This window comes from Streptomyces sp. NPDC028308 (assembly GCF_055565855.1).
On record NZ_JBVHTO010000022.1, the window covers coordinates 1 to 19,788 of the forward strand.

General features: G+C 69.7%; 19 protein-coding genes and 1 pseudogene. 16 read left to right on the forward strand and 4 right to left on the reverse strand.

The window, feature by feature from the left end:
• The first annotated feature begins 279 nt into the window (after positions 1–279).
• Complete coding sequence (locus tag ACZ4VA_RS37710) at positions 280–1,626, forward strand: aminotransferase class V-fold PLP-dependent enzyme (protein WP_468084428.1); 1,347 nt, start codon at positions 280–282, stop codon at positions 1,624–1,626.
• A gap of 161 nt (positions 1,627–1,787) precedes the next feature.
• On the opposite strand, the gene ACZ4VA_RS37715 is transcribed toward ACZ4VA_RS37710, so the two are convergent.
• Positions 1,788–2,210, reverse strand: coding sequence for a winged helix-turn-helix transcriptional regulator (locus tag ACZ4VA_RS37715; protein WP_355795318.1), 423 nt, complete (start codon positions 2,208–2,210; stop codon positions 1,788–1,790).
• A gap of 86 nt (positions 2,211–2,296) precedes the next feature.
• Between ACZ4VA_RS37715 and ACZ4VA_RS37720 the strand changes: the two genes are divergently transcribed.
• The 4 genes from ACZ4VA_RS37720 (at position 2,297) to ACZ4VA_RS37735 (ending at position 6,059) form a co-directional block, all read left to right on the forward strand.
• On the forward strand, positions 2,297–3,112 hold the full coding sequence (locus ACZ4VA_RS37720; protein ID WP_356176258.1) for a Rossmann-fold NAD(P)-binding domain-containing protein: 816 nt from the start codon (positions 2,297–2,299) through the stop codon (positions 3,110–3,112).
• Positions 3,113–3,233: 121 nt separating this feature from the next.
• Positions 3,234–3,728 (forward strand): hypothetical protein, encoded by a 495-nt coding sequence (locus ACZ4VA_RS37725; protein WP_468084431.1) that lies wholly within the window; start codon positions 3,234–3,236, stop codon positions 3,726–3,728.
• A gap of 140 nt (positions 3,729–3,868) precedes the next feature.
• Positions 3,869–4,354, forward strand: coding sequence for a hypothetical protein (locus tag ACZ4VA_RS37730; RefSeq protein ID WP_468084433.1), 486 nt, complete (start codon positions 3,869–3,871; stop codon positions 4,352–4,354).
• A 517-nt stretch (positions 4,355–4,871) separates the two neighbouring features.
• On the forward strand, positions 4,872–6,059 hold the full coding sequence (locus ACZ4VA_RS37735; RefSeq protein ID WP_468084435.1) for a L,D-transpeptidase: 1,188 nt from the start codon (positions 4,872–4,874) through the stop codon (positions 6,057–6,059).
• A 356-nt stretch (positions 6,060–6,415) separates the two neighbouring features.
• Here ACZ4VA_RS37735 and ACZ4VA_RS37740 read toward each other — a convergent pair whose 3' ends face one another.
• Positions 6,416–7,090 carry a hypothetical protein gene (locus ACZ4VA_RS37740; protein WP_468084437.1) on the reverse strand — a complete coding sequence of 225 codons (675 nt, stop codon included), beginning with the start codon at positions 7,088–7,090 and terminating at the stop codon, positions 6,416–6,418.
• 288 nt (positions 7,091–7,378) lie between these two features.
• Here ACZ4VA_RS37740 and ACZ4VA_RS37745 point away from each other — a divergent pair, with 288 nt between their 5' ends.
• The 7 genes from ACZ4VA_RS37745 to ACZ4VA_RS37775 all read left to right on the forward strand — a co-directional run bounded on the left by ACZ4VA_RS37745 (position 7,379) and on the right by ACZ4VA_RS37775 (position 13,767).
• A complete protein-coding gene (locus ACZ4VA_RS37745; protein ID WP_356176268.1) occupies positions 7,379–8,122 on the forward strand; it encodes a cupin domain-containing protein in 744 nt (247 codons plus the stop codon).
• The gene (locus ACZ4VA_RS37750; protein WP_468084439.1) at positions 8,119–9,198 is read left to right on the forward strand and encodes a phage holin family protein; all 1,080 of its coding nucleotides are present in this window, start codon (positions 8,119–8,121) and stop codon (positions 9,196–9,198) included. The genes ACZ4VA_RS37745 and ACZ4VA_RS37750 overlap by 4 nt, the downstream gene beginning before the upstream one ends.
• Positions 9,195–10,283, forward strand: coding sequence for a hypothetical protein (locus ACZ4VA_RS37755; protein ID WP_356176274.1), 1,089 nt, complete (start codon positions 9,195–9,197; stop codon positions 10,281–10,283). The genes ACZ4VA_RS37750 and ACZ4VA_RS37755 overlap by 4 nt, the downstream gene beginning before the upstream one ends.
• A gap of 1 nt (position 10,284) precedes the next feature.
• Positions 10,285–10,437 (forward strand): hypothetical protein, encoded by a 153-nt coding sequence (locus tag ACZ4VA_RS37760; protein WP_356243941.1) that lies wholly within the window; start codon positions 10,285–10,287, stop codon positions 10,435–10,437.
• 1 nt (position 10,438) lies between these two features.
• Complete coding sequence (locus tag ACZ4VA_RS37765) at positions 10,439–11,302, forward strand: hypothetical protein (protein WP_468084442.1); 864 nt, start codon at positions 10,439–10,441, stop codon at positions 11,300–11,302.
• A 52-nt stretch (positions 11,303–11,354) separates the two neighbouring features.
• Entirely contained in the window at positions 11,355–11,864 is a 510-nt protein-coding gene (locus ACZ4VA_RS37770) for a hypothetical protein (protein ID WP_356176281.1), read from the forward strand.
• Between the two features lie 127 nt (positions 11,865–11,991).
• Entirely contained in the window at positions 11,992–13,767 is a 1,776-nt protein-coding gene (locus tag ACZ4VA_RS37775) for an asparagine synthetase B family protein (protein ID WP_356176283.1), read from the forward strand.
• Between the two features lie 142 nt (positions 13,768–13,909).
• Here the strand turns inward: ACZ4VA_RS37775 and ACZ4VA_RS37780 are convergent, their stop codons facing one another.
• A complete protein-coding gene (locus ACZ4VA_RS37780; protein WP_355793663.1) occupies positions 13,910–14,590 on the reverse strand; it encodes an NAD(P)H oxidoreductase in 681 nt (226 codons plus the stop codon).
• Between the two features lie 117 nt (positions 14,591–14,707).
• Between ACZ4VA_RS37780 and ACZ4VA_RS37785 the strand changes: the two genes are divergently transcribed.
• The gene (locus tag ACZ4VA_RS37785; RefSeq protein WP_468084445.1) at positions 14,708–15,667 is read left to right on the forward strand and encodes an AraC family transcriptional regulator; all 960 of its coding nucleotides are present in this window, start codon (positions 14,708–14,710) and stop codon (positions 15,665–15,667) included.
• A gap of 108 nt (positions 15,668–15,775) precedes the next feature.
• On the opposite strand, the pseudogene ACZ4VA_RS37790 reads toward ACZ4VA_RS37785, so the two are convergent.
• Positions 15,776–16,202: pseudogene (locus ACZ4VA_RS37790) on the reverse strand (transposase); the annotation flags it as partial.
• Positions 16,203–16,278: 76 nt separating this feature from the next.
• Here ACZ4VA_RS37790 and ACZ4VA_RS37795 point away from each other — a divergent pair.
• From ACZ4VA_RS37795 to ACZ4VA_RS37805, 3 genes are all read left to right on the forward strand, one after another.
• Positions 16,279–16,905, forward strand: coding sequence for a nucleotidyltransferase family protein (locus ACZ4VA_RS37795; protein ID WP_356243952.1), 627 nt, complete (start codon positions 16,279–16,281; stop codon positions 16,903–16,905).
• Between the two features lie 332 nt (positions 16,906–17,237).
• Entirely contained in the window at positions 17,238–18,980 is a 1,743-nt protein-coding gene (locus ACZ4VA_RS37800) for an endo-1,4-beta-xylanase (RefSeq protein ID WP_468084448.1), read from the forward strand.
• 464 nt (positions 18,981–19,444) lie between these two features.
• Complete coding sequence (locus tag ACZ4VA_RS37805; protein ID WP_468084450.1) at positions 19,445–19,777, forward strand: hypothetical protein; 333 nt, start codon at positions 19,445–19,447, stop codon at positions 19,775–19,777.
• Positions 19,778–19,788 lie beyond the last annotated feature (11 nt).

Sequence of the window (19,788 nt, forward strand, 5' to 3'; positions counted from 1 at the left end):
AGCCAGCACCTGACGACCCCACGTGCCTCATCAAATGGGCTCTGGCCTGGGGTTATGTGGCGTGTTGGTGGGTCGGGAAAGCCTTTGGCAATGCTTGGCAACCCCTCGAAAAGAAAGCCGGAAACACCCGAGCCGGCACCGGTGGGGGTGACGTTTTGTCGGTTTGCCTTGAGTGCGGCCGGAGCCCATGTTGCCAACTCCCATTCTTTCCAGGCAATGTATTGCCAAGAAGGAGGCAACACATTGCCTCATGGGTGTTGTTGACGGGGGAGGCCCACAGTGAACGCGATACACCTCGATCAGCTGCGGGTGGATCTGAACACCGCCGGCGCCGGCGCCCTGTCTCCTGTGGTGGCGGAGGTGATGGCTCGCTGGACGCGGGTGGAGGACCGGGAGGGCCCGCTGGTGGTGCAGGAGCGTCTCGCGGACGTCCTGTACGGGGAGTTGCCGCGCCGGCTGGGCGTCATGCTGGGTGCGCCGGCTGGGGATGTGGTGGTGTGTGGCGGGGGCGATCAGGCGTTCACGGCGGTGATGTCCCGCCTGCCGCTGCATCCTGGGGAGCGTGTGTGGGTGAGCCCGTACGCCTCGCCCGCTCAGCTGTCTGCACTGTTCGCGCTGCGTGCGCGTACCCGCTGCCGGATCGAGGTCATCGCGCAGGACGCGGACGGGGAGGTTGATGTGGCGTGGATGGCCCGCCACCTCGACGAGGACGTCGCTCTGGTGTGCCTGCCGTACGTGTCGGCGGTCTGCGGCACCGTCCAACCCGTCCACGAGGTCGGGGCCCTGCTGGCCGGGCACCGCTGCCTCTACGCGGTCGACGCCTCCCACGCGGTTGGACAACTACCCCTGGATGTGGCCGCCTTCGGCTGTGACCTGCTCACCGGGGACGGCTGGCGTTTCCTGCGCGGCCCCCACGGCGCCGGGTTCGCCTACGCCGCACCGCGCCTGCACGAGGTCCTGGCCCCGCACGGCGGCCTGCCTCCCCTGTCGGCGCCCGCTCCGGCCCTCGCCTCCCTCAACGCCGCTCTCACCCATCATCCCACCCCTGGCACCGGTACCAGCACCGACGGCGGCATCACCCCCGGCACCGACGCTGGAGCTGCCGTCGGCACGAACCCCGGCACCGACCCCGGCACCAGGATTGCGCAGTTGGCGTCTTCGCTGCGCGCCGCGGTCCAGAGCAGTCCCGGTAGCGAACTGATCGCCGAAGGCGGCCGGCACAGCGGCATCGTCACCTTCCGCCACGCCCGGGTACCCGCTGCCGTGCTGCGCCGCCGTCTCGCGGACCGCAGCATTCTGGTGGGCAAGATCGTCGCCGATGAGAGCCCGCTCTACCTGCCTCGGCGCGGCATCATCACCGCCGTCCGGGTCAGCGTCAGTCATGACAACACCCCTGGCGACATCGCCCTGTTCGCCAGCGCCCTGTATGACGCCATCGCCCAGGGGTACTCACAGACCCCCTCTGAACAGCGCACCGCCCCCACGCTGCGCAGCCTCGCCGCGCTGCGGGCCCCGTCCATGTTGCGCGTTGTTCCGGATCCGCCCACGGTCCGGGCTCCGATTGCGGCGTGCGTACCGGCTCCGTCGTCCGTGTCGCCCCGTCATTTCCGGCTGCGGCCTGCGTAACGCTCCCCTCGCAGGTGTTGGATGCGGTGCTCTCCGGGAAGACCGCCGCCCGCCCGACCGGGCTCGGCCGGCTCTTCACCTGCTGGTCCATACGTGAACTCGTTGCCTAGCTGCGGGAAGTGCACGGCCGCGTCATCCGGATCGGTCGCGAAGCTGTTGGGCTAGTGGATGTTGTGGCCGGGGTGTTGTCGGTCATAGGCGTGTCGGGCGTCGGCAATGGCGGGGCGGTGTGTGAGGGACCAGTCGGCGAGTGCTTTGACGAGGTGGGTCAGGCTGGCGCCGGTTTCGGTGAGGCGGTAGTCGACCTGGGCGGGAACGGTTGGGTAGACGGTGCGTTGGACGAGTCCGTCGCGTTCGAGTCTGCGGACGGTGAGGGTCAGCATGCGCTGGGAGATGCCGTCGATCGCGCGCTGAAGTTGACGAAAGCGCCGGGGTCCGCCGGCGAGTTCCACGATCACCAGGACGGACCACTTGTCGCCGACCCGGTCCAGCACGTCACGTATGCCGCAGTCGGGGTGCTCTGGTTGTCCGCAGGGGTCGAGGTCGGCCGCTTGGGGGGTTACTGCGGTGTGCGTGAGTGACATCCAACTGCCTTCTTGTGGCCGGTGGGCGGGCGGGTCAGGATCCCATCGTAGTTACGGAAAAGAACCACGAAGGAGACCCCGACCTCATGATCTTGGTGACCGGAGCGAACGGACAGCTGGGCGCACTCACTCTGGCTGCATTGCGTGTCCGTAAGTCGGATGCGGTCGGCGGTAGCCGCACGCCCGGTGAGGGGATGCGGCACGTGGACTTCGACAAGCCCTCCACGATCGACCTGACGGGTGTCACCACCCTGGTGCTGGTCTCCGCCGGTTACGCGGAGGACGATGTGGTCGTCGGGCGGCATGCGGACGTAGTTGCGGCGGCCGTCCGTGACGGTGTGCGGCACATCATCTACACAAGCCTGACCGGCTCGGGTGATCACCTGGGTTTCGCGCTGGCTCACCGGGTGAGTGAGCGGCTGGTCATGGACAGCGGTCTGGGCTGGACGATTTTGCGCAACGGCCTGTACGCCGAGCTGTTCGGCGCGTTGTTGATGTGGGACGGCGGCATGCTGGAATCCGCTTTCGGCGCGGGGGCGCTGGCTGCCGTTGCGCGTGAGGACCTGGCCGACGTGGCGGCAATCGTCGCGCACGATGCACCCCGCCACGCGGGGCGCGTCTACGACCTCGTCGGCACACCGGTCACCGCGGGCGTCGTCGCCGCGCAATTGCAGGCGGGGCACCGCACGATCGGGCTGGGCGAGTACCGGCGCAGGCTCCTCGACACCCCCGGGCTCTTGCCGTTCCAGCCGCCCATGCTGTCCTCCATCGCCACCAGTGTCCGGCACGGCTTCCTCGCGGCCAGTGGTACGGATCTGCAAGACCTTCTCGATCACCCCGCCCGCGACACGCTGACCGTCGCCGCCGCTGCGGCCCGCGCAGCACGGCCGCACGCCGCCTGACCTCCTGCCGCGCACCAGCACGTAACCCGCTTTCGGATCCGACGGCAACGATGCGGCGGCCTCCACGAAGCCTTCGGAATTGTGGTCGACGGGGTCATCTCGTGCGGGGGATCATGCGCGGATGTCGTTGACCGAATCTCCTTCCGATGTTTTGCAGGACGTTGCCGCTCTGTACGGGGTCGGCGAGGTTCGCGCGTATGAGGTCGTCGAGGCCGCGTGCGCTGCGCTGGTCGCCGGGCTGGACAGCCCCACGCTTCGCATGCTGGCCGGATGCACGCGGGGCGAGGCGGATTACGACGTGCCTGAGTTGCTTCCCGCCGTATGCGAGGAGCTAAGCCTCGTGTTCAGCCCGCGTGGCAGTGTCGCCGCGGACGAAGCGGCGGTGCGGGCGCTGGCGCGCCGGCTGCTGGCGGGCAAGATGACGCCGTGGGAGTTCACCTGGCAGGTCCACCAGAGGTTCGGCCACCAGTTGCCCCTGGGCGAGCGCCTTGCCGCCCTGGATGACGAGTACGGCGTCCTGGAAGACGGGGCCGCGGTGGGCGAGGTCGATGCCGAGGTCAGGGCCGAAGCCCGGCGCGTGGCCGATCATCGGCCGGGATACGGCGGGCTGTCGTAGCGGCCGGACTCGAGCAGGAGCCTGGCCGCTGGGCGTGGACTGGCTTCTTCGGGCAGCGGGTCGGCGGGTTGCGGGCCGGTGGCAGGCACAGTGTTCCGATGCGTGGTTGATGGGGTGGGGGCCCTGGTGGGGATGCTGGCGTGGTGTTGTTGAAGTGGATCGCCGAGGTCGCCGACGAGCCTTTGGTACTGGAGCCCGGTGACCGGCGTCTGGAGTGGGAGACGAACACGTGGTCGCTCACGGCGCACGATGAGAACAGGCGGTCGTTGTCGGTAGGCGACGTGGTCGCGGCGTTTGAGCGCACGGCCTCGGTGATCCGAGACCGTGTTCACGGGCTGGGCTTTGTCGGGGCGGCGACGTTCTACGTGTGGCACGACCGGCAGGCCGGGCAGCTTCGGTGCTCCACCGGCTCCGTGCCCGCACACTTGTTGCCGTTCGGCACGCCCTTTGTGCCCTGTGATGATCTGGGTCGGGTCGTCGAGGGGTATCTGGTGGACGGCGCCCCGGGTGTCATCGCCTGCTCCGACCTTCAAGACGTGCACAACGACTCCGGGCAGAACGCGCCGGGGACGCAGTCTGTGCCTTTCAACGTCTGGGTCAGCAGTGTGGGAACCACCGCTCTATGACAAGGCGCTGGCCCTCCACAAAGACGAAGCGGCCGACGACGGCTGCTGCTGTGGTGCCGGTGAAAGGGAAGGGCGAACGCCGGCCTGCTGGTGAGCGTCGGGGCCGGGAGCGCTTGTCAGTGCGGCACCTCATGAGCGGCCATCTGGCACCGCCCTAACGATGCTCGGACCGACTCAGTACTGGTGCGCGGACCCGCCTCGCCTTGGAATCAACTTCAGGTATCTGGTGGGCGCGGCAGCGGCTGTTCTCGTCAGGTCACCGCGAGGCCTCTCCCTGTAGGCCTCTACACCGGTGGGGGAGAGCTGATCGATCACACGCCACCCCACGTTGGGCGGGTCTCAATGGGTGTGCACTCAATATGTGAAAACCGCCACAAACCGTTCACCAAAACGGTCTAATAGGGAAAAATGATCCGTTGGAGCTGATTGCCCTTCTCTGTTGATCAGCGATGGGCTTCAAAGACCGGCGGCATGGGAGAAGCGTTTGATCACCGCACGCAATCGAGGCGCCGTGCTTATGGCTTCGGCCGGAGCCCTCGTGCTCACGGCCCTGGCCGGTACCGGCTACGCCGCCACCGGCGACACCGGGGCCCACCCGGAAACGCGGGGGTCGGCGCATCAGACGGACACCCAGGACGTCTCCGACGCCCGAATAAGGATCACGCCCAGTGGGGCCCACGGCATCGGAATCAACGACCCCGTGAATGTCACCGTCAGCGACGGCACCCTCACCAAGGTGACCATGACCGCCGTCGCGACCGGTACGGAGGTTCCGGGCACCCTGTCCGAGGACGGCACGTCCTGGACGCCGGACGGCCCACTGAGACAGGCCACCCGATATCAGGTCGCCGCGGAGGCCCAGGACGCGAAGGGCCGCTCCGCAGAGGAAAACACCGCGATCTCCACGGTCTCCCCGGCCAACGACTTCCTCGGCCACCTCTTCCCCGAGAACGGCTCGACCGTCGGCGTGGGCATGCCCGTGACCTTCAACTTCGACACGGCGATCGGCGACAAGGACGGCGTGAAGTCGAAGATCCAGGTCAGTTCAAGCAGCGGCGAGAAGATCGTCGGACACTGGCTCAACAACAGCCGACTGGACTTCCGCCCCGAGCACTACTGGAAGCCCGGCTCCACCGTCACCGTCAAGATGAACCTCGACGGCCTCCAGGAGACGGCTACGTTCAAGATCGGCCGGAGCCAGGTCAGCACCGTAGACGCCAAGACGATGCAGATGTCCGTCGTACGGGACGGCAAGACGATCAAGACCATCCCCATCTCGTCCGGCAGCGCCGAGCACCCGACGTACAACGGCCAGATGGTCATCTCCGAGAAGTACCGGCATGTCCACATGAACGCTGCGACCGTCGGCCTCACGGAAAAGGACGGTAAGCCCTCCTACGACATCAAGGCCGTGCCGCACGCCATGCGCCTCACGGACTCGGGCACGTTCATCCACGGCAACTACTGGGGCGGCGACTCTGTCTTCGGCAAGGTCAACACCAGCCACGGTTGCGTCGGCCTGAAGGACGTCAGGAACGCCGGCGACGGAAAGCAGCCCGCCGCGTGGTTCTTCGACAACTCGATCACCGGTGACGTCGTGATCGTCAAGAACTCCTCGGACAAGGCCACCGTGGCCCCGGACAACGGCCTCAGTGACTGGAACATGCCGTGGAGCATGTGGGTCTCGAGCAGCGCATCGAACTGACGCGAGGTTGCTCGCGTAGGCGAACCTGAATCCTCCTATCGAGGCGCTCAGCGGCCGCCGCCTGGTTCCTGACGACGTCCATACCTGCCACGCGGCCCGCTTGCCCCTGCCGGACCGGCTGTCCAGGACGTGGTCCTCATTCAGGGGTTCAGTCCTCTTCCCCGTGACGTAGCTGATTGTGCTGCACTCCGGCGACCGCGCACAGGGATCTTCCATGAAGAGCGGGTCGGGTTTCATGGCTGGGCCACCGTTCTGTCAATAAGCCCGGCGCTCTCACTACTGAGCTACATGTCGACGCGGCTCGACGCTCGACGCCGAACGTCCGCCCGGACAACCGAGCGGCTGCTGGGACCGCGTCACTTCTCCGGTGGACGCAGTTCGTCGAATGGGACGCCCGTCGCCCAGCGCACCAGGGCCGCGCCGTCGAGCAGGAGGGTGTTTTCCTGACGTCGAGCCCACTGGACGTCGCGCGTCCGGAAGGTGCCCCGGTGCACGACCAGGTGGACGAGGCGGTCCGGTTCCGACCGTCGGACGCGGGGGAGCGGCGGGTCCTCGTCCGGCAGCGGCTCGGCCACCGGGCGGAAGGCCACGTGCAGTTCGCGGCCGTCGGCGCGGCTCGCGAACAGGCGCGGTCGTTCCGGCTCGGACAGCAGCCGCACCCGCCAGCCGTCCCGGCGCAGCATCCGGGCCACTGCCAGCGCCAGTTCCTGGGTGTCGAGCGCGAACAACTCCCGCTCCGTGTAGTGGCCCTTGCGGCGGCGAGCGCCCGGGCGCAGGTACCGGACCGTGAGCGGGACGGTCACCAGCAGGAGGGCGACCGCGGCGAGCGGGACGCCGACACCCGCGAACCGGTACCCCACGGCGAGCGCCGCGACGACGGAGCTGAGGGTCAGCACCGTCCCGGTGAGGGCGGGCAGCACGTCGCGGAAGGCGGGTCCGGCCATGCCCTGGGCGCGCAGTCGGCGTACGACGTGCCGGGTGCGTGGCCCACGCGAGGGAGGGGGTTGGGACGTCCACGAAAGGCGTGCCACAGTGCCGGCCTCCCCGCTCCCGCGCCCACGGACGCACAATGCATACCCCGGTGCGGTGCCGAACTCCCTTACGGCGCTGAGGAATTGACCGGCGCATCCGGCGCTCAGGGGCGTGCGGAGGCGCACGGCGGGGGTGAAAAGGGCGGTGCCGTGTCCCTGGCCCGTGGGCTGTGTCCACCCGTGGTTCACCGCGGCATCACCCCGGGTTTCGTGCGGACCCTCCCCGCGTTCTCGATCAACGCCTTACCATTCGCGTACTTGCCGGGGTGGGCATGGGGGGAGGAACTCTTGTTCGGTGATGTCCAGGAAGGTGTGCCGGGTGCGGCCGCCACCGCGAAGGGGCCGATCAGCCCAAGTGAGTTGCCGGGCGGTGTGCGGCTGTACCGGCTGCTGCCCGACGGTTCGATCGCCCTCGCCGACCGGGACGGTGCCCGTGACCTCGGTCCGGAGCGGGATCTCCTGCGGTTCATCGACGACGGGCAGTTCGCCCACTACCTCGTGGGTGACGCCGCCACCTCGCCGGAGCGTCCCTCCAACGCCACCGTCAAGCTCGGTGTCGTAGGTGCGCGCAGCGCCTTCACCCCGCACGCGCACGGCGGGGAGCACTTCGTCCTCAGCCTGGGCTACGCGTCCTGCGGCCTGTACGACGCCGAGCGCGACCGGGTCACCGAAGTCCCGCTCACGCCGGGCGAGTTGATCAGGATCCCCGAGATGATGCCGCATTCCTTCGCCAATCGGGACACTTCTCCGCTGACGATCCTGGCCGCCAACACGGGTTACGGCATCGACCACGAGGACTACGCGATCACCGCCCCGGAGGCGGACCGCAGAGCGGCGGGCCCGGCGGACGGCACGGTCGCGCCTCCCGGCTCCACCGGCACCCTTGCCCGCACCGACTACCTGGCGCTGGCCGCCGCCCTGCGTGACATCGAACGGGTCCAGCGGCTGAGGGGACCGGGTGTCACCACCGTCAAGGAACGCCTCGCCGCCCGACTGCGGCGGCTGGCCCACCGACTGGAGGGCCCCGCGTGATCTGTCCGCACTGCGAACAGTCCCTGCTGCGCAAGGAACGCCCCGGCAACGTCTGCGGCAAATGCGGCCGCAGGTACGCACTGGACCCCAAGACCAACCCCCTGCGCCTGAACGACCTCCGCGTCCGCCGCGTCGCCGCCAAGCTGACCGAGGAAGGCCGACTGCGCTGCACCACCGGGCAGTTGTGGTACGCCCTGTCCCGCAAGTCGCTGAAGGACAGCGACGCGGAGACGGGCTGTGGCGGAGTGGCCGCCTTGTTCGGCCTCGTCCTCGGCGTCGTCGGGCTGATCAGCGGTGCGGTGCTCTTCGCGGTGCTGGGGGGCCTGCTCCTGGTCACCGCCCTCGGCTTCCTCATCGCGGCGGCGTCGGGGTGGAGACGAGGCCGGGCCCGCGTCTCCCGGGAGTCCTTCCGTACCGAATTGATGCGGCAGTGGACCGACGTCTACGGCTCGCTCCCTCCGGGGGTGATGAGCGACAGGCGGTATCCGTCACCTCGGCCGTCCCCGCGTACCGACAAGGGTCGTGCGGCGGAGGCCCCGGCGTCGGAGCCCGGATCCGGCGGGCTCGTGCTGCTCTGCCCGGACCCCTCCGTCGCCGTATGCATCGATGCCGCCGGCCTGCCCGCCCGCCACGTGCTGCGCCTGGTCGCCACTCCCGACGAACTGCCGGCCGTCCTCGGCCCGTCGAGCCCGGGAACGGTCCTGGTGCTCCACGACGCCGACGCCGCCGGTCTCACCCTCGCCCACCGCGTGCGCGAGGCGTACCCGGAGCACCGGGTCGTGGACCTCGGACTGCCGCCCGACGCCGCGCGGGACCGCCCGAACGCCGTGCCCGTGCGGGGCGAGCCGCCCGGCGACGCCGTCATGGACGTACTGCGGCGCAGCGGGGAGTATCCCCCCGACCAGCTGAAGCGGCTGTCCAAGGGGTGGGGGCTGCCGCTGGTCGCCGTCCCGCCCGCCAAGCTGCTCGCGGTCGTCACGCGTGCCGTGGAGCGCGCCGGCACGGCCACCGACCCGGAACGTCGGCGCGCCGCCTCCCTGGGCTTCATGACCTGGCCCGGCGGAGGCGGCGGATGATCTGCCCGCACTGCCAGACCTCCCTGCCGCGCAAGGAACGCACGAACAGCGTGTGCGCCCACTGCGAGCGGGCCTTCGCCCTCGACCCCAAGGTGCACGGCCGGGGCATGCACGACACGCGGATCGCACGCATCGCCCGCACCCACACCGACGAGGGCCGCCGCACGATCACCCTCACCCAGCTGTGGTACCTGGCCCGCGCCGAGAACCGCACCTGGGACGCGGCTGAGCGCAGCGGTCGCCCTCCATGGGTGGGACGCACGGTGGCGGTCGTGCTCGTCGCCGGACTGGCGGTGCTCGCCGTGCGGATGCCGGACACCGCCCACGCCGGGCTGCTGTGGTGGGGGAGCGCGGGCGCGGCCGTCGTCGTGTACCTGCTGGCGAAGGGGCGGCCGTACCGGCCGGCCCGCCGCGCCGGCGCACGCATGGAGCCAGATGCGCACGTATTCCGGAGCATGATGCTCGGGCGTTGGGTGAGTGTCCACGGCGGCTTGCCACCCGGCGTCGTGGACGACGAGACGGCCGGCGACGCCGCGTGCCTGCCCAGGGATCGGGCCCGGCAGGAGCGGACGGTGGCGCTGCTGTGCCCGGACCGGGTGGTACGCGCCTTCCTGTCCGCCAACGACTTCCCGCACCGGCAGGGATTGACCCTCGCGGCCCGGCTCGCCGATGTGCCGCCCACCGGGCCCGTGATCGTCCTGCACGACGCGAGCGCCAGAGGCTTCCAGCTGCTGGCCGACGTTCGCGCGAGCCGCCCCGACGTGGTGGTCGTGGACGCGGGTCTGCCGGTGAAGGCCGTTAGGGGCAACCGCGGGGCCGTCGTCCTGCACGAGACTCCCCCCGAGAGAGTCAGGTCGGGGGAGGCCGGCTGGCTCCGGCGGATGGAACGGCTCGCCCCCGAGGACGCCGCGTGGCTGCGCCAGGGCTGGCTCGGCCCGGTCGCCGCGGTCCCCCCGGCCCTGCTGGAGGCGTCCGTCGCCCGAGCCGTCGAGCGCGCCCGCAGCGCCCCGGAGCCGGCACAACTGCGGGCCGCAGAGCTCGGATTCCTGAGCTGGCCGCAGTCAACCGAGCTGGAGGGAATCTGACATGCGAGTACTTGTCGGGTCGCATGCGGCCGCGCTCTCCAAGGGCGTTGCCGCGCCGGTCGCCGCTCTGCGCGCGGCACCGGCGCGCGGGCACACCGCCGGGCTCCGGCTTCCGAACCAGCCGCAGCCGTCGCCCTGGAAGGACGCGAACTGACATGCCTGCCTTTATCGACCCGCCGGTGTCATCGCGACCGGTCTCGCGCCTGGTTCTGGAGCGGGCGATCGGCGTCGCCGCCCGGCGCGCGACCCTGCCTGGCGGGATCCGCTACACCGAACGGCAGCTGTACTACGAGACCTGCCGCGTCCTGAGGCCCACTCCCGCGCCGCTGCGACGCATCCCGCACAGCCCGCGCCCGCCCCTCAGGCTCCCCCACTTCACCGAGGCGCTGCGGGGACTGGAGCCGGCCGGTCTCCTCCCGCCCCCGCACCGTGCGGCCCCGACGATCGGCGGGCCCGCGCGCGAGCCCGACCTCTACGCCTACGGGCTGCCGCGCCTGCTGATCTGCCAGGACCGTTCCATCGCCTGGATGCTGCTGGCAAACCACGTTCACCTGGAGGCGGCCTGCCCCGTGCTGAGCGCGGCCGACGACCTGCCGCTCGACCCCCGGCTGGTGGGCGCCCTGGAGCGGGCCGAAGGCGCCACCGTGCACGTCCTGCACGACGCGAGCCCCACCGGCGTCACCCTGCCGGCCCGGGTGCGCGAGCAGCTCGGGCCGGTACCCGGAGTACGGGTGGCCTCGCTCGGCCTGGTGCCCCGGCACGCCCGCACCCTGCGCCTGGTGACCGGGCGCGCACCCGGACCCGTCCCCGCACTCGGCGCGCTGCCTCCGGGGCTGCGGCCCGAGGAGGTCGCCTGGCTCGCCGGCGGCCGGTTCGCCGAGGTCGCCTCGGTGGCGTCGGCCCGGCTCCTGCGCGCCGTACTGCGCCTGACCCGCGGCCCCCGCCCTTCCCGGCACTCGGTCTGGGGCGAACTGCGCGAGCTGCGCACCGCGGGCTTCATGACCTGGCCCGACGCATGATCAGACGCCGACCCGAGGACCGTATGCCCGAGCACCGCAGACCCGAGGACCGATGAGCATGATCCGCCCCCGCGAAATCGGCTACACCGACGAATTGCTCGCCGACGGCAGCGTCCACCGCACCTACGAGGACGGCCGTCAGGAGTGGCGCCGCCGCGGCCCCGGTGGCGTGGTGGACTGGCATGACGACCGGGGCGGTGCGGGCACCGACGAACTGCTGGGGGACCGGATCGTCAAGCGGCTGCTCGCCGACGGCACCGTGACCTACGGGCGCGACATCGGCTACGGCCGGACGCTGTGGGGCAGCGGCGACACCGTGATGATCAACCGTACGTCGTTCGGCGGCCGGATGGGAGCGATCCTCGTCGGCCTCGGCGTCACCGGACTCGCCGTCACCGCCGCCCAGTTGCCACCCGCACACCTGACGCCGGAGGAGGAAGAAGAACTGCGCCAGCAGGCCCAGAGTTCGTCCGCCTCGGGCGGCGACGGCGGCGGGGACGACTGGGACGGCGGCGACTGGAGTGACGGCGACGGCGGCTGGAGCGACGACGACTTCGGCTGACCGGTGCGTCGCGGAGGTCCGGACCGGGGCGCCGCGCACCCACCACGACGCCCGTACGCGCACGCTCCACCTCCCGAGGACCGCGCGGGCGCGGCCGGGCACAACGACGAAAGGACTCCCTCGCTCCATGGCACGCTTCTGCGCCTGTCTCGGCCCGGACCCCGGGCACCGCGACGCCCGGCCCACGGCCGCCGACGCCCACCTCACCGCCATGGGAGCCCCACCTCTCGCGCCGGGACTGGCACTGCTGCCCGACGAACCCGGCCACGCCGAAGGCCCGTTCGAGGCGTCCGGAATGCGCGCCGTCGGCGAGGTCACCCTGCACAACCGCGCCGACCTGCTCACCGCGCTCGCCAGGGCCGGCGCCCCCGTCCCGCCCGGCTGCGGCGACGGCGAGGTGCTGCTGCGGCTGTGGGCCCGGCTCGGCGCGCCCGGCGTCGCGCTCGCCGAGGGCATGTTCGCGCTCGCAGTCCTGGACGGCCGCGACCTGGTGCTGATCCGCGACCATGTCGGCGCCCGCACGCTCTTCTACGCCCGCGCCGACGACACGTGGGCCGCCGCCACCTCCTTGCGCGCCCTGCGCCGCTGGCCCGCGCTGGGCACCGGGATGAACCTCTCCGCCGTACGCTCCTTCCTCGTTTTCGCCTACCTGCCGGGCGAGGAGACGCTGCTGGAAGGCGTGCGCGAGGTCCTGCCCGGACGGGTCGTGCGGCTGGCCGTCGACGGGACTCTCACCCAACAGGTGTACTGGGAACCCCGCGAGGGCCACGACGAGCCGGGCGGGCCACGACCCGACGACACGTACGCCCTGAAGCTGCGCGCCCTGCTCGAAGAGGCCACCGCACGCCGGCTGCCCGAGGCCGACGCCGTCGCGGTCCTGCTGTCCGGCGGCGTCGACAGCTCCCTCGTCACCGCGCTCGCCGCGAAGCTGCACAGTCACCCCGTGCACACCTACTCCATCAGCTTCGGCGACGAACTCCCCAACGAACTGGGCTACTCCGGGCTCGTCGCCGCCCACTGCCACACCCGGCACCGGGTGCTGACCGTGTCCGGTTCGGCGGTCGCGGCACGGCTCGCCGACACCGCCGCCCTCCTCGACAGCCCCGTCGGCGACCCGCTGACCGTGCCCAACCTGATGCTCGCGGAGGCGGTCGCGGGCGACGGGCACGGCATCGTCCTCAACGGGGAGGGCGGCGACCCCGTGTTCGGCGGTCCCAAGAACCTGCCGATGCTGGTCCAGGAGATGCACGCCGGTGCGCCGGGCGCGGCGGGGACGCCGTGGTACGAGGACCGGGCCACCGCCTATCTGCGCTCCTACCGCAAGTGCTGGACCGACCTCCCCGACCTGCTGACCCCCGACGCCCTCGCCGCGCTGGACTCCGCCCCGGCCCCGCAGCGCTTCGTCGAGCCCTACCTCACCGGCCCGGACCGGATGACCCACCTGCTCGACCAGCTGCTGCACTGCAATCTGCGGACCAAGGGCGCCCACCACATCCTCACCAAAGTCGAACGGCTCACCGCCTCCCAAGGGCTCCAGGGCCGCGCCCCGCTCTTCGACCGGCAGGTCATCGACCACGCCTTCGCCACGCCGCCCGCCCTCAAACTGCGGGGCACGGCCGAGAAGTCGGTGCTGAAGGAGGCCGTACGCGATCTGCTGCCCGCCACCGTGGTGGACCGGCCCAAGAGCGGGATGCGGGTCCCGGTGCAGCAGTGGCTGAGCGGACCGCTGCGCGAACTGGGCAACGATCTGCTGCTCGGGCGCGATGCCCGGCGGCGGGGTCTGTTCAGGCCCGACACCGTGCGCACCTGGATGCGCGGCGAGGGCACGCTGCTGCCGCGCCAGGGCGGCAAGCTGTGGCTCGTACTCACCCTGGAACTGTGGCTGCGGGCGTACGACCTGTGACCGTGGGAACCCCGACGGACCCACCTCGGGGTGCACCGTCTGCCGGTGTCTGCTCCCTGCTCAAATGGCAGGCCACTGTGCAACTGTCCTCGCAACGGAGGGACGTCGACGTGGCCTCTCGTGTTCCTGCGATGCGTGGGCGTCAGGCCGCCACGGGTTCCTGGGCGATGAAAGCCTCCACGAACTCCCCTGTGCGACGGTCGAAAGCCGTGTACTGCGCCTCTCGCTCCGCGCCTGTGATCGCGTCACCGACCACAAGATTGCCTTCACCATCGATGCGCTGGGGGCGTTCTTCCGCGTCGGTGAGCAGGCCGACGGTGGAGCGGGAGAAACCGCAGTAGTAGGCGATGCCCTCGTTCAGGCTGGTTTCGAGGATGGTCCGCATGCCTGCCACGATCGGATCGTCGGCAGTGGCGCCGGCCAGGCCCAGCCAGAGGATGCGCCTGCCGGCGAGGTAGGGCTTGTTGCGGCCATAGGCGAAACCGTAGTTCCATACGCGGTCGATCCAGCCTTTGAGGATGGCGGGCATGCCCTGCCAGTACACCGGGAAGACGGCGACGACGGCATCGGCGTCGAGGACGCGCCGCATGTGGGTGTGCACCTCGTCCGAGTACCTCTTTTCCCGGTTGGCCCAGTCCGGCTGGTCCGCCACGTTCATCCGCGGGTCGAACCCCTCGGCGTGCAAGTCGAGCAGGTCGACGCGGTATCCGGCGGTTTCGAGCTGTGCGGCGGCATGGCGGGCCGTGTGCGCGGTGAGGGAATCGGTGCGGTGGTGTGCGACGACGACGAGGGCTGTTCTGGCACGGCTGTCCTGCTGCCTCACGGTGTCTCCCGGTTGGTCTCGGTCGGCCCGGTGTACGAGTCCACTTCAGCCGCGATGGAGTAGATGATCCATGGGAGAGTCGCTCCGAAACATAGGAGATCGTCTACGGTGCCTCCCATGGATCCTCTGAGTTCTCTGCTGAGCGGCATTCGTGCCGAGGGAGCGGTCGTCAGTCACGTCGTCCTCACGGTGCCCTGGGCCGTCCGCTTCGCGGACATCGCGCCACTCACCATGATCAGCGTGCTGCGGGGCGGGGGTGTTCTACTGCTGTCCGACGGAACGGAACAAGCGATCCACGCGGGCCACACCGCCATCGTGCGCGGACCTGACCCGTTCCACCTCGTGGACCACCCCGCCACCCTGGACGGCTCCCACGCCGCCTACGAGATCACCTGTTTCGCCGACAGCCCCGAGTGCGGTGCGCGGGAACTCGTCGGTATCCAGTGGGGCGCCGACTCGGAGAAGGCGACTGCGCTGATCGTGGGCGCCTATCGTGCATCGGGCCACCGCCACGAGCGGCTGCTGCGTGCCCTGCCCCCTGTTCTGGTGGTCGAGGACGACGCCGAGGTCTGTGCCTGGCTGGAGACGGCCGCCGCCGACGCCGCCCGTCTCTCGGCCGGATCGCAGGCACTGATGGACCGACTCCTCGACTGGGCCCTGGTGTGCACGTTGCGCATCTGGTTCGACAAGGCCGGCGCCGACGCGCCGAGTTGGTACCGAGGCCTTGCCGACCCGGTCCTCGCGCCCGCGCTGCAGTCCTTTCACAACCGGCCCGCCGAACCCTGGACAGTGGCCTCCCTGGCCGCTCAAGCCGGCGTCTCCCGGGCACTGTTCGCCAAGCGCTTCACCCGCCTGATGGGCCGCCCGCCTCTCGCCTACGTCACCGAATGCCGAATGGAGGAGGCCGAGGCGCTGCTGTCCGACACCGACCTCGGCATTGCGCAGATCGCCAGGTCCGTCGGCTATGCCGACGCTTTCGGCTTCAGTGCCGCGTTCAAACGCCACAAGGGCCGAAGCCCCAGCACCTATCGTGCCGGAGTGCTCGCGGCAGCGTCCGGTTCTCGCGGTGCGAAGTAGACGGGCGGTGTGGCAGGTGGGGAGTGGACGCGTACACCATCAGCGAGGGCGGCAACCTGTCCAGCCACGGGCCCCCACGCATGCGCACGAGTCCAGGGGAGGAGTTGCTCACTCTGCGGTTTGCGTGCTCGACGCCCGTATCGACTCAGGCGTCGACCATACGGTGAGGCGACGGTGGCAGATGAGGGCTGCGGAGATGCCCACGAAGGCGAGGAAGTGTTCGGCCTTGCGCTCGTAGCGGCGGTGGAGACGACAGCGGCTGGCGAGCCAGGACACGGTCTTCTCGACGACTCAGCGGTGGCGGCCGAGGCTCTTTTGAAGGCTCGATGCCCTTGCCTGCGACGCGATGGCGGATGCCGCGCTTGCTGAGCCAGCGGCGCAGGTGGTCGTAGTCGTAGCCCTTCTCTCCATGCAGCTTTGCCGGCCTTGGCTGCCCTGGACCGCGACGGGGACGGACGGGCGGAATCCCGCGCACGAGGGATTCCAGGCCGAGCCGGTCGTGCATGTTGCCGACCGAAATCCCCAGCGAGATCGGCGAGATGAGATTCGTCGGACGAGCCTCGAGGGCGATCTACAGGCGCTATTGGCCCGTCACGTGGTAGGCATGAGCGGTGATTGGTCGCCTTCCGCTCGACGAGCAGCTCGCTGCTCTGAAGTCAGTACTGTCCCGCAACGAGGTGCTGTTGGAGGTGCTGAAGCGCACGGTGGCACTGGGGCTGCCGGGCTGGTATCTGACGGCGGGCTGCGTGTTCCAGACCGTCTGGAACGTGGTCACGGACAGGCCCCCCACCAGTGGGATCAAGGACTATGACGTCTTCTACTTCGACGACCACGATCTGTCGTGGGAAGCAGAGGACGCGGTGATCAAGGCTGCCGCAGCAACCTTTGCCGGGCTGCCGGCAGACGTCGAGGTCCGCAACGAAGCCCGCGTCCACCTTTGGTACGAGCAGAAGTTCGGCGTAGCGTGCACCCCGTACGCCTCGACCGAGACTGCCATCGACAACTTCGCGGCTACCACGTGCTGCCTGGGCGTGCGCTTGGAGGGAGACGGGCAGTGGCGCGTCTATGCACCGCACGGGCTCTCCGACGTGTTCAATCTCGTCGTCCGGCCCAATCCAGTGCTGGCCCCGCGTGAGGTGTACGAGACCAAGACGGCCCGCTGGCGGCGAGAATGGCCGGAGCTGACCGTCCTCGATTGGCCTTCGAAGTCCGCCGCTCCGGCCCCTGTCTCATCCTGATGCGCGGAGCTGACGCAAGCGCAAGATGGTGCAGGCGAGTTGAAGCAGGACAGCGTAGCGGATCCGGAGCCGTTTGAATTGGTGGAACCAGGTGCTGGTCCTCCCTTCCCTGGTACATCCCCGTGCCGTCAAGGAAGCGCAGCATGTCGAGGTCGCGCCGCAGGACGGCCTCCACGGGGTTGCTCAAGGCGACCGTCCGTGCAGAGGTCCGTTGCCCGCTCCGCCACACCAGCTGGGACGTGCCACGCAAGGACGCCGTACCCCGTGTGTGATGAACTGTGGCCCGGTTTCGAGACGTTGATCTCGTCTCGAACAAGAGAGTGGGAGGGTTCGTGGACCTTGGTGGGGGGACGTGGCAGCGACTGACCGCCGCGGTGCTCGTCATGGCGGTGGCGGCCGGGTGTACGGGGCAGCGCGAAGGCGCGGGCGGCGGAAACGGCGAAGACCTTCTGCGCAACCACGACTGGACGCAGATGCCGGGGACCACCGCGCGGAACGACATCCTGCGGGTCAGCGCATCGGATCGGCGGATCGTGGAGCAGGACTCCTCCGGCGGCCAGCCCAACCCCCCGCTGAACCTGGCCGGCCCGCATCTCAGGTCCGATGGCGACTTCACCGTCACCGCGCGCATGTCCGGTGTGGGTGACGATGCCGGCGACTCATGGCTGCGGCTGTACGGACGGGTGCCGGTCATCTACGACGAGTGGCGCCAGGAGCGGCCCTCACTCCGCGTCGGTGTGACCGCCGACGGACAAGTGAAGGTACAGATATGGGACGGCGAGGGCGATGAGCCGGCCACCTCCAAGAATTTCGACTGCGGCTGCTCCGGGACGGTGACGCTCGCCGTGTCGAGCATCGGTGACACCTTCCGCGTGAAAGCCGACGGGCGGCGGCTGGGAACCGTGCAGGACCCGGGGGTGTTCGCCGAGGGCACTGTCTGGTTCGGTCTCGAGGCGGACGCGGGCGAAGACGAGCGCCGCGAGGGATGGCGTCTGACGCAACTGACGGCGCGGGCAGAGAGCGGTGACGCGCTCCGCGTGATCAAGGCGCCGCAGCTACGCCAGGAGCAGTCCGACGACTCGCTGCGTGCGCGGGCCGCAGACGTGGGGCGGCCGTTCGACGTCGGCGCCGCCCTGGCCGAGAACCCGCTGCTCACCGACTCACGCTACCGGGCGCTCGCGGGGAGCCAGTTCTCCATGCTCACTCCGGAGAACGCGTTCAAGCCACAGTTCCTCCACCCACGCCGGGGCGTCTACGACTTCCGCGACGCGGACCTGCTCGTACGCTTCGCCCGCGCGAACGACATGAAGGTGCACGCGCACACCCTCGTCTGGCACGAGGCTCTGCCCGACTGGATGCGGGAGAACGACGACCCCGAGGAGGTGCGCCGGACCATGCTCCGGCACATCGCCACGGTCGCCGGGCACTTCAAGGGAAAGGTCGCGGAATGGGATGTGGTCAACGAGCCCATGTCCGACGACGAGAAGAGCTACACCAACGGGGATCTCGGTCTGCGTTCCGAGCAGAGCCCGTGGTTCGAGGCCATGGGCGAGGAGTACATCGACGAGGCGTTCAGGGCCGCCCACCGCGCTGATCCGAAGGCGCGGTTGTTCCTCAACGAGTACGGGGTCGAGGAGGAAGGCGAGCGGTGGGACGCCCTTTACGATCTGGTCGAGCGACTCAAGGAACGCGGCGTTCCGATCGACGGCGTGGGTTTCCAGAACCACGAGTACGCACCCGATGACCGCATCGACCCGGAGACCTTCCGCAGCCATGTGCGGGATCTGGCGGAGCTCGGGATTCAGGCGCGGGTGTCGGAGATGGACGTGCCCATAGGTGAGGACGAGGAGGACGGGCGGCAGACCCAGGCTGATGAGATGGCGGGCAAGCTGCGGGTCTGCCTGGAGGAGCCGAACTGCACATCGTTCTCCACGTGGGGATTCACCGACCGGTACGGTTCCACCGCCGACACCAAGATCTATCCTCCGCGCACGGCTGATTCCCTGCCGTGGGACGCGGCCCTACGGCCGAAACTGGCGTACGAGCGCCTGCTCGAGGCTTTTGACGAGGAGTGAGGAATCATTCCTCGGTTTGGTGTCGGTGGTAGTCGGTTGTCCTCGCGCAAGAGGACTTCGTTGCGGGCGTTGCAGCCGTCGGAAGGGATGTCGCCGTCCGTCCAGTGCTTGAAGCTGGTGCGCTGGCAGCCGGTGCGGTCCTCGGGGGCCAGGGGGAGGGCGTCGACGACCAGGCCGATCGGCAGCGTCTCCGGCACGAGGCGCTGCGGGGCGTTGACGGCGTGCGCGAAGGGGGGCAGGGGCAGGGCGAGGGTTGCGGCGGCCGCGGTCGCGGCCCGCACCAAAGTGATCATCACGGGCCCCGGTGAGGCGGGTCGGGAGCAGCCGCCAGAAGCCTGTCAGCGCCGGGTTCACCCGACTGGGCACTGGGGTTCACTGGGGAAACGACTCGTCACGACCCGGCGGGAAACTCCATCCAACCACCCGTCGCAAGCCGATACTTTTCTCTGCGAGGGGGATATGGCATGGCATTGGTGAAGAAGGGATCCCGGCGCATCACGGTCGACGGCATCACCTACCGTTGGAGAATCCGCCGGCGCCCGACCTACTGCCAGGCCCTGCTCTGGTCACCACTGACCTACGCGGTCGAACTGGCCGACTCGCCGGGCAGCACGGTGGTGGTCACGACCAACCAGCCGCATCCAAACAACTGGCGGATCGAGTCAGCCAGCGCGGTCGTTCCTTATGCCGTCGCTGACGGCATCCGCATCGCACAGGCCAACGGATGGACTCCAGAGATGCCGGGCTCTCCCTTCCACCTCGACCAGTCAGAAGGTTTCGTCCCCTCCTCATACTGAGCCGTCCCAAG

Coding starts and splice junctions, on each gene's coding strand:
- ACZ4VA_RS37725 (WP_468084431.1), top strand. CDS start 3,234: ATGTCGTTGACCGAATCTCCTTCCGATGTTTTGCAGGACGTTGCCGCT.
- ACZ4VA_RS37720 (WP_356176258.1), top strand. CDS start 2,297: ATGATCTTGGTGACCGGAGCGAACGGACAGCTGGGCGCACTCACTCTG.
- ACZ4VA_RS37785 (WP_468084445.1), top strand. CDS start 14,708: ATGGATCCTCTGAGTTCTCTGCTGAGCGGCATTCGTGCCGAGGGAGCG.
- ACZ4VA_RS37765 (WP_468084442.1), top strand. CDS start 10,439: ATGCCTGCCTTTATCGACCCGCCGGTGTCATCGCGACCGGTCTCGCGC.
- ACZ4VA_RS37735 (WP_468084435.1), top strand. CDS start 4,872: ATGGCTTCGGCCGGAGCCCTCGTGCTCACGGCCCTGGCCGGTACCGGC.
- ACZ4VA_RS37775 (WP_356176283.1), top strand. CDS start 11,992: ATGGCACGCTTCTGCGCCTGTCTCGGCCCGGACCCCGGGCACCGCGAC.
- ACZ4VA_RS37715 (WP_355795318.1), bottom strand. CDS start 2,210: ATGTCACTCACGCACACCGCAGTAACCCCCCAAGCGGCCGACCTCGAC.
- ACZ4VA_RS37760 (WP_356243941.1), top strand. CDS start 10,285: ATGCGAGTACTTGTCGGGTCGCATGCGGCCGCGCTCTCCAAGGGCGTT.
- ACZ4VA_RS37770 (WP_356176281.1), top strand. CDS start 11,355: ATGAGCATGATCCGCCCCCGCGAAATCGGCTACACCGACGAATTGCTC.
- ACZ4VA_RS37805 (WP_468084450.1), top strand. CDS start 19,445: ATGGCATTGGTGAAGAAGGGATCCCGGCGCATCACGGTCGACGGCATC.
- ACZ4VA_RS37755 (WP_356176274.1), top strand. CDS start 9,195: ATGATCTGCCCGCACTGCCAGACCTCCCTGCCGCGCAAGGAACGCACG.